This is a genomic window from Vannielia sp. SX4 (genome assembly GCF_052828525.1).
This window is the reverse complement of sequence record NZ_CM128247.1, coordinates 868,795-882,442: the sequence shown is the minus strand read 5'-3', so window position 1 is coordinate 882,442 and position 13,648 is coordinate 868,795. Positions and strand designations below refer to the sequence as shown.

Sequence of the window (13,648 nt, the reverse complement as noted above, 5' to 3'; positions counted from 1 at the left end):
GGCCCTCAAAGAATTTTCAGCGTTCATTGGGCGCGCCATCAAAGCGCACCATTTTCAGCCCTTTTTCAGGATCCGCTGGCCGTAAAGCTCGGCTATCTGCACCGCGTTCAACGCCGCGCCCTTGCGCAGGTTGTCGCTCACGCACCAGAAGTTCAGCCCGTTCTCGATGGTGCTGTCTTGCCGGATGCGGCTGATGAAGGTGGCAAAGTCGCCCACGCATTCCACCGGCGTGGTGTAACCACCCGGCTCGCGCTTATCGACCACGAGGATGCCCGGCGCTTCGCGCAGAATATCACGCGCCTCATCCTCATCGAGGAACTCCTCGGTCTCGATGTTCACCGCCTCGGAGTGGCCCACGAACACCGGCACCCGCACGCAGGTCGCCGTGACCTTGATCGAGGGGTCGATGATCTTCTTGGTCTCGACGACCATCTTCCACTCTTCCTTGGTGGAGCCGTCCTCCATGAACACGTCGATCTGCGGGATCACGTTGAAGGCGATCTGCTTCTGAAACTGCGCAGGTTCTTTCTCCTGACCTGGCACGTACATGCCCTTGGTCTGGTCCCAAAGCTCGTCCATGCCGCCCTTGCCCGCGCCGGAAACCGACTGGTAGGTGCTCACCACCACGCGCTTGATCTTGGCCCGGTCATGCAGCGGCTTGAGCGCCACCACCATCTGCGCCGTGGAGCAGTTGGGGTTGGCGATGATCATCTTCTTGGCATAGCCCTCGATCGCATCGGCATTCACTTCCGGCACGATCAGCGGGATATCCGGGTCGTAGCGATAGAGCGACGAGTTGTCGATCACGAGGCAGCCCGCCTTGGTGGCCTTTGGCGCATAGGTCTTCGTCGCATCCGAGCCGATGGCGAAGAGCGCGATATCCCAGCCGGTGAAGTCGAAGGTATCGAGATCCTTGGTCTTGAGGGTCTTGTCGCCAAACGAAACTTCTGTGCCGAGAGACTTGCGCGATGCCAGCGCAACGATCTCATCAACAGGGAACTGGCGCTCGGCCAGGATATTCAGCATTTCGCGGCCCACATTGCCCGTGGCGCCGGCGACGACGACGCGATAGCCCATCAGGGTCTCCTTTGTTTACACGTTGCGGGGCCATATAGGGTTTATGGGCGTGTTTAAAGGGCAAAGCCGTGATTGCGCCGCCGGGGTTGCCAATTCGCGCGGGCTGCCTACGATCCATTCGCAGTTGCAGCATGACCGTACCAGCACCCGGAGCCCCCATGACCGACCTTTCCGCATTCAAGGCCTATGACATCCGCGGCCAGATCGGCGTGAACCTCGATAGCGCGCTTGCCCGCAAGATCGGCCGCGCCTTCGCCGAGGTTCTGGGCTGCAAGACAGCCGTCATCGGGCGAGATATCCGCCCCTCCTCCCCCGAGATCACCGAGGCGCTGACCCAAGGCCTCATCGCAGGCGGCGTTGATGTGATCGACATCGGCCTCGTCGGCACCGAAGAGGTCTATTTCGCCACCTCTCACCTCGGCGCAGATGGCGGGCTGATGGTGACCGCCTCGCACAACCCGATTGATTACAACGGCATCAAGATGGTGGCCGAAGGTTCTCGCCCGCTCTCCGCAGATGACGAGATGGAGCGCCTGAAGGAGCTTTGCGGCGGCCCCGACCTGCCCAATGCCGCCACCCCCGGCACCCGCTCCGAGGCCGACACCCGCGATGCCTATGCCGACAAGATCGTGTCTTTCGTGGATATCTCCGCGCTCAAGCCGCTGAAGATCCTCGTGAACGCAGGCAACGGCGTCGCCGGCCCCTCCTTCGATGCCATCGCCGCCAAGCTCGAGGCCGCAGGCGCCCCGCTCACCTTCGAGCGGATGCACCACGAGCCTGATGCGACCTTTCCCAACGGCATCCCCAACCCGCTCCTGCCAGAGAACCAGCCCGCCACCGCCGACCGAGTGAAAGCCACCGGCGCCGCGATGGGCGTGGCATGGGATGGCGACTTCGACCGTTGCTTCCTCTGCGACGAGACCGGCAGCTTCGTTGAGGGCGAGTTCGTCGTGGCCCTTCTGGCCAAGAGCTTCCTCGCCGCGCATCCCGGGGCCAAGATCGTCCATGATACCCGCGTCGCCTTCAACGCCCGCGAGGTGATCGCCGAGGCAGGCGGCGTCGCCGTGCCCTCGCCTTCCGGCCACTCGCTGATCAAGCGCCTGATGCGCAGCGAAGATGGCATCTACGGCGGCGAGATTTCGGCCCACCATTACTTCCGCGAGTTTTTCTACTGCGACAGCGGCATGATCCCCTGGCTGATGGTCGCTGCCCTCATGGCCTCCGAGGGCAAACCGCTCTCCGAGATGGTGGCACAAATGCGCGCCGCCTACCCCTCCTCCGGCGAGATCAACTTTCGCCTCGGCGATCCGGAGGCCGCCAAGCAGGCTTTCGAAACGACCTATGCCGCCGACGCCACCGACACCAGCCGCCTCGATGGCCTCAGCCTCGAGTTCCCCGAGTGGCGGGTGAACCTGCGCAGTTCCAACACCGAGCCGGTGCTGCGCCTCAACGTCGAAACCCGCGGCGACCGCGCGCTGCTCGATGAAAAGGTGGCCGAAATCTCGCAGCTCATCCGCGACACCGGCGCGCCTGCCTGATCCGGCGCGCCGCCCGATACGCCTCGCATTTTACCTGTTAAGCCGCGCTTCACGCCCCTCTGCTAAACCCGTCTCCGGGTGAAGACAGGTGTAAAAGCGAGGGGCGAGCTATGTCTGCCGCGAACGATGTTCGACCGATCATCATCAAGAAGAAAAAGATCATCGCGGGCGATGGTCACCACGGCGGCGCATGGAAGGTCGCCTACGCTGATTTCGTGACCGCGATGATGGCCTTCTTCATGCTGATGTGGCTCCTGAACGCCACCACCGAGAAGCAGCGCAAGGGCATCGCCGACTATTTCAACCCCAACGTCCCGCTCTCCCGCGTCTCCGGCGGCGGCGAGGGAGCCTTTGGCGGTGACAGCGTCTTCACCGAAGAGACCCTGCCCCAAAGTGGCACCGGCGCCACGGCAGAAAACCCGGCGGATGCCCAGCTTGCGGCGGGCGAGCAGGGCGAGCACGCGGGCGCGTCCAACGAGGAATCCCTCACCCAATCGGTCGATCTCGAAGATGTCGAACAGGCGCTGATGGCCATGTCCGGCGAGAGCATGACCGCCAACGAGGCGCTCCGCCATATCGTCACAAAGGTCACCGACGAGGGGCTGATCGTTGAGGTCTTCGACATCGAAGGCGTGCCGCTGTTCCAGCCCGGCACCGATGAGCCCACCCGGATCATGCGCGAGATCGCCGGCATGCTGGCCCGCGTCTTCGACCTCGCCGCCAACCCGGTCGCCGTCAACGGCCACACCGCCTCCGAGCCGGTCGTCCGGGCCAACAACCCCGTCTGGCAGCTTTCGGCAGACCGCGCCGCCGTGGGCCGCGAGCTTCTGGTATCCTCCGGCCTCGATGGCGCCCGAATGCAGCGCACCTCCGGCTTCGCCGACCGCAAGCCGATGGAGGGCAACCCCATGTCGATCCGCAACAACCGGCTGGAGTTCATTCTCCTGCGCACCGACATCTGATTGCGGCGAAAGAGGGGCAAAACCGATGGCATTTTATCTGTTAGCCCTCCCTTAAGGACGCCCGCGCATAGTGCCTCTCAAGCAAAGCTCCAAGCAGCAGAAAGGCGCTTCACATGACGATTTCTTCCTCGCTCAACGCGGGCGTGGCAGGCCTCGCGGCCAACGCCAGCCGCCTGGCCACGATCTCTGACAACATCGCCAACAGCGCGACCAACGGCTACAAGCGCGCCGTGGCCGACTTCCACGCCATGGTCATCACCTCCGGGCGGGGCACCTATTCCGCCGGCGGCGTGCGGGTCACGACCACCCGCTTCATCGACCAGCCCGGCGCCCTGCTCTCGACCGAAAACCCAACAGATCTCGCCGTGCGCGGCCGCGGCTTTCTGCCCGTCACCACCGAAAGCTCGCTGAACAACCTCACGGGTGACCGGCCGATGTATCTGGCCACCACCGGCAGCTTCCGCACCAATGCCGATGGCTATCTGGTGACCGAGTCGGGCCTCGTGCTCATGGGCTGGCCGGCCGATTCCGATGGCTCCATCCCCAACTTCGCGCGCGACACCGCCGATGGGCTCGAGCCGATCCAGATCAACGTGAACCAGTTCGCCGGCGAGCCGACCGAGAACATGCAACTCGGCATGAACCTGCCCGCGACCGAAACCGACTTTGACGCCTCCGGCGACCCGCTCGATCTGTCGATCGAATATTACGACAACCTCGGCACCTCCGAGTCCCTGTCCATCACCTTCACCCCCCAGATTCCGGCCACCGGCTCCTCCAACACATGGGATATGGTGATCACCGATTCCGCCTCGGGCGGCGCCGTTGTGGGCGAGTACGAGCTGGTCTTCGATGATACCCGCGGCTCCGGCGGCACCATCGACGCCGTCACCCTCACCGGCGCAGGCGGCGCTTATGACGGGGTGACAGGCATCTTCACCGTCACCGTCGACGGCGGCCCGATCGACATCAACATCGGCGCCATTGGCTCCGGCAACCTGATGACCCAGCTCTCCGACAGCTTCGCGCCCACCTCGATCAGCAAGGATGGCTCACCGGTGGGCAACATGGTCTCGGTCGAGGTCGATGCCAACGGCTTCCTCTCGGCGGCTTTCGACATCGGCATCACCCGTACGATCTACCAGATCCCGCTGGTCGACCTGCCCAATCCCAACGGGCTGCTGGCACTCGATAACCAGACCTACCAAACCTCCAACGCCTCCGGCTCCTTCTTTCTCTGGGACGCGGCAGACGGGCCGACCGGGGATATCCTGAGCTACGCGCTCGAAGAGAGCGCCACAGATGTGGCCGGCGAACTCACCGCCCTGATCCAGACCCAGCGCGCCTATTCCTCCAACGCCAAGGTCATCCAGACGGTGGATGAAATGCTGCAGGAAACCACAAACATCAAGCGCTGACCCCAGCTCTAACCCGGGAGTCTCCCCATGACCCTCTCCGCCTCCATGTCGGCCGCGCTGTCGGGGCTGAACGCCACCAAGCGCCAGACCGACGTGATCAGCTCCAACATCGCCAACGCCCTCACCGAGGGCTACGGGCGGCGCAGCGTGAGCCTCTCGGTGCGCCCCCTCGGCGGGGTGCAGGTCGGGGCCATCGAAAGGGTCGTGAACGAGCGCGTCATCGGCGACCGGCGGCTGGCCCAGGCCGCCGCCGGCGAGGCACAAACCCGCTCCGATGCACTCACCCGCATCGAGGCCCTGCTCGGTGCGCCCGATGACATTAGCTCCCTGACCAGCGCCTACGCGCGCTTAGAGGGCGCACTGATCGAGGCCGCCAGCCGCCCCGATGTGCCCGCCCGGCTCGACAGCGCCGCGCGCGCCGGCGTCAACCTCGCCGCCAAGTTCGAGAGCATCTCCGACGGCATTCAGGATCTCCGGCTCGAGGCCGACCAGCAGATCAGCCGCGAGGTCACAAAGCTGAACAGCGCGCTAGAGCAAGTGGCTGAGCTGAACGCCCTGATCTTCAGCTCCAACTCCAGCGGGCAGGACGCCGCCGCCCTGCACGACCAACGTCAGGTGCTGATCGACAGCATCGCCGAAATCGTTCCCATCCGGCAGGTCCAGCGCGAGGGTGGCAAGGTCGCCCTCTTCACCCCCACAGGCGGCATCCTGCTGGAGGGGACCGCGGCCAAAATCGGCTTCTCTTCCGTCAACATGATCACGCCCGACATGACCCTTGGCTCAGGCGCGCTCTCCGGCCTTACCCTCAACGGCAACCCCGTCCGCACCGACGGTAACAACGCCCCCTTCGCCGGCGGTAGCCTCCACGCCCTCTTCGCCCAGCGCGACGAGATCGCAGTGTCCGCCCAAGCCAGCCTCGACATGATGGCCCGCGATCTCGTCGAGCGGTTTCAGGACCCGGCGCTCGACACCACGCTCGGCGTCGGAGACGCCGGCCTATTCACCGATGGCGGCACCGCCTTTGTCGCCACCGATGAAGAGGGGCTTTCCGCCCGGCTGGAGTTCAACATCCTTGCCGACCCGGATCGCGGCGGCGACAGCTGGCGCCTGCGCGACGGTCTCGGTGCCGCCGCCTCCGGCCCGGTCGGCAACGCCGCCCTGCTCCAGTCTCTCACAGACCGGCTGAACGAGAGCCGAAGCTCCGCCTCCACCGCCACCACCGGCCTGTCCCGCTCCGCCTCAGGCCATGCGGCCGACTTCCTCTCTGGCCTCGCCGCCGAGCGCGAGAGCGGCGAAGTCGAGCTGAGCTACCAATACGCCCGCTACGACACGCTGCTCAGCACCGAACTCGCCGGCGGCGTCGATACCGACCGCGAGCTGCAACAGCTCCTCGTCGTCGAACAGGCCTACGCCGCCAACGCCAAGGTGATCCAAACCATCGACGAGCTGATCCAGCGGATCATGGCCATCTGAAGGGGCTGACAGGATGTTGAAACAACTCGGCTTCGGCGACCTCGCCCGCCTCCACTCGATGAACCGCTCCAACCACGACATGAAGTCGGAGCTTACCCGCCTCACGCAAGAGATGTCCTCGGGCCGCAAGTCCAGCATCGCCGAGGCCGTCGGCGGTGACTTCGCCCCGATCACCAGCATCGAGATGACACTGGCACGCAACGCCGCCTTCCAGACCGCCAGTACAGAGGCCGCGAGTTTCGCCGCGGTGATGCAGCACGCCTACCAGACGATCTCCGCCTTCGGCGCAGATAGCGCCTCCAACCTGCTCAATGCGAGCCAAGCCGCGCAACCCGAGCTGATCGGCACCGCCGCCGCCGATGCCGCCGCCAAACTCCAGCCGATTCTCTCGGCGCTGAACACCGAGTTCGGCGGTCGCAGCGTCTTCGCCGGGCAGGATGTCAGCGGACCCGCCGTGGCCGATGCCGCCACCCTGATTGCAGGCCTCAGCGCCGCCACTGCAGGGGCCACCGATACCGCCACGCTCATGGCCGCAGTCGACACCTGGTTCGACCCCGGCGGCGGTTTCGAGACCACCGTCTACCTCGGCTCCGCAACCCCGCTCGCCCCCGTCGATATCGGACAAGAGGTCTCTGCCGACCTCGGCTTTACCGCCCTCGACCCCGAGCTGCGCGCCACACTCAAGGGCATCGCCCTCGCCGGCCTCATCGCCGATGGCGCCCTCGCCGGCGATACCGATGCCCGCGCCGACCTGCTTCAGCGCGCGGGCGAAATCCTGACCGAGGGCGAATCCGGCCTCACCAAGCTGCAAGCCCGCCTCGGCACCGTCGAGGAACTGATCGGCGAGGCCGATACCGCCCGCGCCGCCGAAACCTCCGCCCTCAAGTTGACCCGCGCCGAACTGGTCGAGGTCGATCCCTATGAAACCGCCTCGCGGCTGCAACAGGTGCAGCTGCAACTCGAAACCATCTACGCGATGACTGCCAGAATGCAGTCCCTAAGCCTGGTGAATTACCTCTGATGCTTCGTCTCTTTCTTGCCTGCCTTGTCGCGTTGACCACCCTCAGCGCGGCCCATGCCACACCTGTCCGGATCAAGGATCTCGTCGAGTTTGACGGGGTGCGCGGCAACGATCTCGTCGGCTACGGCCTCGTTGTCGGCCTCAATGGCTCCGGCGACGGCCTGCGCAATGCGCCTTTCACCGAAGAGATCATGCAAAACATGCTGGAGCGGCTCGGCGTCAACGTCACCGGCGAGCAATTCCGCCCCAAGAACGTGGCCGCCGTCTTCGTCACCGCCACCCTGCCTCCCTTCGCCCGCGCCGGGAGCCAGATCGACGTGACGGTCTCCGCCATCGGCGACGCCAAGAGCCTGCTCGGCGGCACCCTCGTGATGACCCCCCTCACCGCCGCCGATGGCCAGATCTATGCCGTCGCGCAGGGCACCATCATCGCCGGCGGCGCCAGTGCCGAGGGCGACGGCGCCACTGTAACCCAGGGCGTGCCCACCGCCGGCACCGTGCCTTCTGGCGCCCGAGTAGAACGTGAGGTGCCCTTTGACTTCACCCAGTTACGCACCATGCGCCTTGCCCTGCGCACACAGGATTTCACCACCGCCAGCCGCATTGAAAGCGCAATTAACGGCACTTTCGGTGCCCCGGTCGCCCGCATGCTGGATGCTGGCACGGTGCAAATCAGCCTTTCGGGCAGCGGCACCCGCTCCCCGGCCCACATGGTTAGCCGGATCGAGAACATCGCGGTCGAGCCCCAGCGCCGCGCCATGGTCGTGGTCGATCAGCGCTCCGGCACCATCGTCATGGGCGAGGATGTTCGGATAAGCCGTGTGGCCGTGAGCCAAGGCAATCTGACGATCCGAATCGAGGAAAAGCCTATCGCCGTGCAGCCCAACCCCTTCGCCCCAGGCGAAACCGTCGTGCTGCCCAACACCACCGCCGAAATCAATGAAGAACCCGGCATCGGCCTTGCCGAGGTGGCCGAGGGAACCTCCCTCTCCGAGGTCGTCGCCGGCCTCAACGCCCTCGGCGTCTCCCCCCGTGACATGATCGACATCCTGAAGAGCATCAAGGCCGCCGGCGCCCTCCACGCAGACTTCATCGTCCGCTAGGCCTGCGTGGTCTCGCGCCCGACCTCGAGGCGCCCCCGGACAAGCCAGTCGCTTGGCCAGCCGAGATATGGCGCGCGCACGCGCATCGCAGATGCTTCCAATTGTAGGCGCACCTTTAAGAGTGGGATAGACGCGGCAAAACAGAAGGTGGGCGATGGGACCCGCAGAGCACTCAGAAGTAGCTTCGCACAAGCGCCCCGGAAATCAGCGCCCATCCGTCAGCCACCACGAAGAAGGCGAGTTTGAACGGCAGAGACACGATCGCAGGCGGCACCATCATCATCCCCATCGACATGAGCACCGCCGCCACCACCAAATCGATGATCAGGAATGGCAGGAAGATCAGAAACCCGATCTGAAACGCCCGCTCCACCTCGCTGAGCAGGAAGGAGGGCACCAAAAGCGAGAGCGGCGCCTCCCCCGGCGGGGTCGTCGCTGCAACACCCTCGCGCAAGTCGGCAAGTGTGCCGAAAGTCTCTGCATCGACCCTGGCCGCCATGAACACCCTGAAAGGCGCAAGCGTTCGGTCAAAAGCCTCCGCCGCCGCAATCTGCTCATCGAGCAGCGGCTTCACCCCGCTGGCCCACGCCTCCTGAAGCACCGGGTCCATGATGAAATAGGTCAGGAAAAGCGCCAGCGAAACGATCAGCATGTTCGGCGGTGATTGTTGAAGCCCGATTGCCTGCCGCAGGATCGAGAGCACCGTGACGATAAAGGGAAAGCAGGTGATCATCACCGCGATCCCAGGCACGAGGCTGAGGATGGTGATCAGCGCGAAGAGGCCGATGGTCTGGTTGGTAAGCGCCCCCGGCCCGTCACTGAGATCCACCGAGATGTCTTGCGCAGCCACCGGGCTGGCGATCAGCAGAAACGCCAAAGCAACTCCAAGGCGACGCCACATGATAGTCAGAGACCGCCCTTGAGATCCGCGACCTCGGTGAGCCGCACTGCAAGCTGGCCCGGCTGGCCATCTTCCGCCTCCGTCAACTCGCCCCGCGCGATAAGCTTGTCGCCCACGTAGAGCTCGACCGGGTCTTCGACCCGGCGGTCGAGCGGCAGCACCGCATCCGGTCCCAGCTTCAGCAGCTCCGAGACCCGTGGCCGCGCCTTGCCGACCGCCACCGTGATCTCCACCGGCACCTGCGTGAACGGGTTGCCCTTGGCGTGAATTTCCTCGCTCATGTTTCATCCTTCCCGGGTCGCCTGACCCTCAAAAAACCCGTCCACGACCTCGGCGATGCCAGCCAGAACGGCGCTCATGTCGATGATTTCCTCGGAACTGGCGAAGCGCAGTGCCGCCTGTCCTGGCCCGAGGCTCGGCTCTTCGGCCAGCCGCACCGGGATGGTCGCCTCCCCCTGAAGGAGCGGCTCTACCCGGGCCATGTTGCCCGGCGCCACAGTGATCTCGACCGAAACCTCGCTGCGTGCCTTCACCGCAGCCTCGATCCGCTCGAGGATCATGAGCCCCAGGCTTCCGTTCAGGGTTTCGGGCAGCACCTTGGAGATGATCCCGGTCACCAGACCGCGCATTTCACCCACCATCGCGCGGCGCGCCTCGTGGTAGGTGAAACTCATGTCGTCGAGCGCGCGGGCAAGGTCGGCGCCGATGGCTTTCTGCTCTTCCGCGTGGGCTTTGGCGGCATCGTCCCATCCCTCGCGGTATCCCTTGTCAAACGCGGCGAGTTGGGCCTCGGCGAGCGCACTGTCTCCCGCGTCGGCGCGGCGCGATTTGCGCGCCGTGCCGCTGAACTCCTCAAGCGTGATCCCTCCCTTGCTCACGCTTTCACCTCCTCGTCATCTTCCATCCAGCTCTTGAGAATTTCGATGGTCTCGTCTTGGCGCTCTTCGATCATGCTGCGCAGCCGGGCCACCGGGTCATCACTGTCGGCCCCGTCGAACCCTGGCACCCCGGCCACGTCGAAATCATTGACCACCGCAAGATCAGGCAGGTCGATTCCGCTATCATCGATCTCACCTGTGAGGGCGTCCGGCATCGGAAAGTCATCGAGCCCGGCCTCGCCGCTCTCGGATGGGGCGCCGGGCGGCAGGGCGGCCACCGGGGCCTCGGGCGCGGGCAACGCGCGGGCACTGAGCGCCGGCTTCAGCACGAAGAGGCCGAGACCCAGCACCACCACCGCCAGAATCGCCAATTGAATCAGGGTCATGATGTTGAGGCTGTCGAGTAGCGAGCCGCCCGCCGCCGTGCCGATCTCTTCCACCGGCAGGAATTCGAGCGACTTTATGGTGATCTGGTCACCCCGATCCTCGTTGTAGCCAACGGCGCTGGCCACCAGTTCGCGCAGGGCACCAAGCTGCTCGTCGCTGCGGGCCGTCCACGTCGGGTCGCCATTGGCATCCGCCCCGCGCACCCCATCGACCAGAACGGCCACCGTAAGGCGCTTGACCGCCCCGGGCGTTCGCAGCAATTCCCTTTGCGTTTCAGAGACTTCAAAGTTGGTCCGCTCGCGGGTTTCGGTCTCTTGGCTCTGGCTTTCACCGCCCCCCGCGCCCGCCTCACCATCCGGCAGATTGGAGGCGACGGTCACCGCAGAAGGGTTGGTGCCGCTGGCGGAGTTGGAGCGTTCTTCGGTCTCCGAACTCACCGCAACCCGCCCGTCGGGGTCAAACCGCCGTTCGATGATCTGCTCTCGCTCCGTCTCGGTCTCGACCGAAACCTCAACCACCGCATTGCCCGGCCCAACATGGGCCTCCAGCAGGCGCTGGACGTTGCGGCGCAGGGCCTCCGCCCGCTCTTCGCCGCCCGAATCGCCCATTGCGTCTTCGGCGGAGACCACGGCCCCCGTGGCCCCGTCGATCACTGAAACACCCTCCGGCGACAGCCCCGCCACGGCGCTGGCGATCAGGAACTTGAAGGCCTTGGCCTCTGCCGGTGTCACTCGCCTGCCCGTCGAGGTGACGGAGACCGAGGCCGAGGCAGATTCGTTGCGGCCGAACCCATGGCTCGCCGGGTTAGAGATATGCACCCGCGCCGCGCGCACCTTGGGAGACGCCAGAATCGTGCGCGCCAGCTCGCCCTCCTTCGCCCGCCAGTAGGCCGCGTCGAACATCTGGCTCGTGGTGCCGAACCCCGAAAGACCGTCAAGGATTTCATAGCCTTGGCCGCCATTCGCCGGCAGCCCCTCGCCCGCGAGGGTCATCCGCAGCTCGTCGCGGCGGGCACTATCCACGTAAATCGCACCGCCGCGCACCTCATAGGCCACACCGCGCTGATCGAGCGAAGTCACCACCTCGCCCGCGGCGGAGGGTTCCAGCCCGGCATAGAGCAGCGTCATCCCGGGGGCCGTTGCCACCCGGCTCAGTGCGAGAACCGCCGCGAACATGGCCAGCGTGGTGACCAGAACGGTGATTCTCCGCCGCGCATCGAGGCCATTCCATGTGTCGAGTAGGTTCTGCACGCGCATTCTCCGCCGTCATCCGGGCTTCTGCCCCGTGCTCCCTAAATCGCGCATTGGCCTTAACAATCGGTTAGCCACATTCGGTCTATGAACGGATCAACGGATTTGTTCAGGAGACCCGACGCCATGGCCGAGGAAGAGGACGCCGCCGCAACGGAGGGCGGTGACGACACCCCGAAAAAGAAGTCGAAGCTCCCACTGGTTCTCGGCGTCTTGCTCATGCTGGGCGGCGGCGGCGGGGCGTTCTTTGCCACCTTTTCCGGCATTTTGGGCGGGGGGGAGCCTGCGGAGGAACGGCATGATGAGGTCGCCGAGGCCGAGCCGCTGGAGCCGGTCGCTTTCGTGCCGCTCGACCCGATCATCATCGCCGTCCGCTCGCAGGGCCGCGCCGCCCACCTGCGGTTTCGCGCCGAGTTGGAGGTGGAGCCGGACAGGCAGGAGGAGGTGACACTGCTGATGCCGCGCATCCTCGACGTGCTCAACACCTACCTCCGCGCGGTGGAAATCGGAGAAATCGAGCGCCCGAGCGCGCTGATGAGCCTGCGTGCCCAGATGTTGCGGCGCATTCAGATCGTCACCGGGGAGGGCCGGGTAAAGGACCTTCTCGTGACCGAATTCGTGGTGAACTAGGAGGGTTCCGATGCTCAATCTCGTTGCAGATATTCTCATGGTCGCCGGAGCCATTGGTGCCGGGGTCTATTGCCTCATACTGTCGCGCAGGCTCTCACGTTTCACCGATCTTGAGGGCGGCATGGGCGGCGCTGTCGCCGTGCTTTCGGTGCAGGTCGACGACCTGAAGAAGGCGCTGGAAGAAGCACGCAAAGCCTCCAACGGCAGCGTCTCCCGCCTGACCGACATGACAAAACGCGCCGAAGAGTCGGCCGCCCGGCTGGAGATTCTCCTCGCCTCCATGCACGACCTGCCAGAGAGCGAGCCGAAGCAGGCTGCCAAGCCCACGGTGACCCGCCGTCGCCGAGCCGCGCGCCCCGAGGAACAGGAGGCCGCCTGATGGCACGGCGCAAGAAATCGCGCTCAGGGCTACGCCGCAGGCTGGGCCGCGGGCTGCTGACCGTTCTGGCAGGCCTCCTCCTGAGTTCCGCCGCGCTGCGGCTGACCGGCGGCAGCGGCACCGCTTTCGCCCGCGAGGTCGCCAGCCGCATGAGCAGCGATGCGGGCCATGAGGCCACGCCTGTCGTCGCCGGATGCGAGCCCGAACCTGAAATCGCCGCGCTTCTCGCCGCGCTCACCGAGCGTGAGGCGGCGGTCACCGCACGCGAACTGGCGGTGTCTGACGAGATCGTCGCGCTGGAACGCGCCCGGGCAGAGGTCGCCCGCGAGATGGCCGCGCTAAAGGCCGCAGAAGCCCAGCTCGAAGAGACCCTCGCCCTCGCAGACGGCGCCGCCGAGAACGACCTCGCCAAGCTGACGCGCATGTATGAGGTGATGAAACCCAAAGAGGCCGCCGCGCTCTTTGCCGAGATGGACCCGGTCTTTGCCGCCGGGTTTCTCGGCCGCATGCAGCCGGAGCGGGCCGGTGCCGTGCTCGCCGGGATGGAGCCCAAGGCGGCCTACACTCTCTCCCTGATCCTCGCGGGCCGGAACGGCGCGGTTCCGACCGAGTAAAGTCCTGGGCCTCAGAG

General features: G+C 65.4%; 14 protein-coding genes. 9 read left to right on the top strand and 5 right to left on the bottom strand.

All coding sequences use genetic code 11. The annotated features are described in order from the left end of the window. Positions 1 to 54: 54 nt before the first annotated feature. Positions 55 to 1,077 carry an aspartate-semialdehyde dehydrogenase gene (locus ACUXVX_RS04430; RefSeq protein ID WP_222470698.1) on the bottom strand — a complete coding sequence of 341 codons (1,023 nt, stop codon included), beginning with the start codon at positions 1,075 to 1,077 and terminating at the stop codon, positions 55 to 57. Positions 1,078 to 1,235: 158 nt separating this feature from the next. Here ACUXVX_RS04430 and ACUXVX_RS04425 point away from each other — a divergent pair, with 158 nt between their 5' ends. From ACUXVX_RS04425 to ACUXVX_RS04400, 6 genes are all read left to right on the top strand, one after another. Further along, entirely contained in the window at positions 1,236 to 2,615 is a 1,380-nt protein-coding gene (locus tag ACUXVX_RS04425; protein ID WP_446310543.1) for a phosphomannomutase, read from the top strand. A 110-nt stretch (positions 2,616 to 2,725) separates the two neighbouring features. Continuing rightward, positions 2,726 to 3,577 (top strand): flagellar motor protein MotB, encoded by an 852-nt coding sequence (locus ACUXVX_RS04420; RefSeq protein WP_222470700.1) that lies wholly within the window; start codon positions 2,726 to 2,728, stop codon positions 3,575 to 3,577. 113 nt (positions 3,578 to 3,690) lie between these two features. Beyond that, positions 3,691 to 4,995 (top strand): flagellar hook protein FlgE, encoded by a 1,305-nt coding sequence (locus ACUXVX_RS04415; protein WP_222470701.1) that lies wholly within the window; start codon positions 3,691 to 3,693, stop codon positions 4,993 to 4,995. A gap of 27 nt (positions 4,996 to 5,022) precedes the next feature. Continuing rightward, on the top strand, positions 5,023 to 6,468 hold the full coding sequence (gene flgK, locus ACUXVX_RS04410; RefSeq protein WP_446310542.1) for a flagellar hook-associated protein FlgK: 1,446 nt from the start codon (positions 5,023 to 5,025) through the stop codon (positions 6,466 to 6,468). Positions 6,469 to 6,481: 13 nt separating this feature from the next. Continuing rightward, positions 6,482 to 7,489, top strand: a complete 1,008-nt coding sequence (locus ACUXVX_RS04405) for a flagellin (RefSeq protein WP_446310541.1) — start codon at positions 6,482 to 6,484, stop codon at positions 7,487 to 7,489. Further along, positions 7,489 to 8,592, top strand: coding sequence for a flagellar basal body P-ring protein FlgI (locus ACUXVX_RS04400; RefSeq protein ID WP_446310540.1), 1,104 nt, complete (start codon positions 7,489 to 7,491; stop codon positions 8,590 to 8,592). Before ACUXVX_RS04405 ends, ACUXVX_RS04400 begins: the two co-directional genes overlap by 1 nt. Positions 8,593 to 8,764: 172 nt before the next feature. Here the strand turns inward: ACUXVX_RS04400 and fliP are convergent, their stop codons facing one another. From fliP to fliF, 4 genes are read right to left on the bottom strand one after another with little or no spacing between them, the layout of a single operon-like run. Beyond that, complete coding sequence (fliP, locus tag ACUXVX_RS04395) at positions 8,765 to 9,493, bottom strand: flagellar type III secretion system pore protein FliP (protein WP_446310539.1); 729 nt, start codon at positions 9,491 to 9,493, stop codon at positions 8,765 to 8,767. 5 nt (positions 9,494 to 9,498) lie between these two features. After that, positions 9,499 to 9,774 (bottom strand): FliM/FliN family flagellar motor switch protein, encoded by a 276-nt coding sequence (locus tag ACUXVX_RS04390; protein ID WP_446310538.1) that lies wholly within the window; start codon positions 9,772 to 9,774, stop codon positions 9,499 to 9,501. A gap of 3 nt (positions 9,775 to 9,777) precedes the next feature. Continuing rightward, positions 9,778 to 10,371: a FliH/SctL family protein gene (locus ACUXVX_RS04385; RefSeq protein WP_446310537.1), complete on the bottom strand. Its 594-nt coding sequence runs from the start codon at positions 10,369 to 10,371 to the stop codon at positions 9,778 to 9,780. Next, on the bottom strand, positions 10,368 to 12,014 hold the full coding sequence (gene fliF / locus ACUXVX_RS04380; RefSeq protein ID WP_446310536.1) for a flagellar basal-body MS-ring/collar protein FliF: 1,647 nt from the start codon (positions 12,012 to 12,014) through the stop codon (positions 10,368 to 10,370). Before fliF ends, ACUXVX_RS04385 begins: the two co-directional genes overlap by 4 nt. Before the next feature lie 120 nt (positions 12,015 to 12,134). Here fliF and ACUXVX_RS04375 point away from each other — a divergent pair, with 120 nt between their 5' ends. Genes ACUXVX_RS04375 through ACUXVX_RS04365 form a run of 3 tightly spaced genes read left to right on the top strand, consistent with a single transcriptional unit; the run spans position 12,135 to position 13,631 of the window. Continuing rightward, complete coding sequence (locus tag ACUXVX_RS04375) at positions 12,135 to 12,638, top strand: flagellar basal body-associated FliL family protein (protein ID WP_446310535.1); 504 nt, start codon at positions 12,135 to 12,137, stop codon at positions 12,636 to 12,638. A gap of 10 nt (positions 12,639 to 12,648) precedes the next feature. Next, on the top strand, positions 12,649 to 13,017 hold the full coding sequence (locus tag ACUXVX_RS04370) for a hypothetical protein (protein WP_446310534.1): 369 nt from the start codon (positions 12,649 to 12,651) through the stop codon (positions 13,015 to 13,017). Continuing rightward, positions 13,017 to 13,631, top strand: a complete 615-nt coding sequence (locus ACUXVX_RS04365) for a MotE family protein (protein ID WP_446310533.1) — start codon at positions 13,017 to 13,019, stop codon at positions 13,629 to 13,631. The genes ACUXVX_RS04370 and ACUXVX_RS04365 overlap by 1 nt, the downstream gene beginning before the upstream one ends. The last annotated feature ends 17 nt before the right edge of the window (positions 13,632 to 13,648 follow it).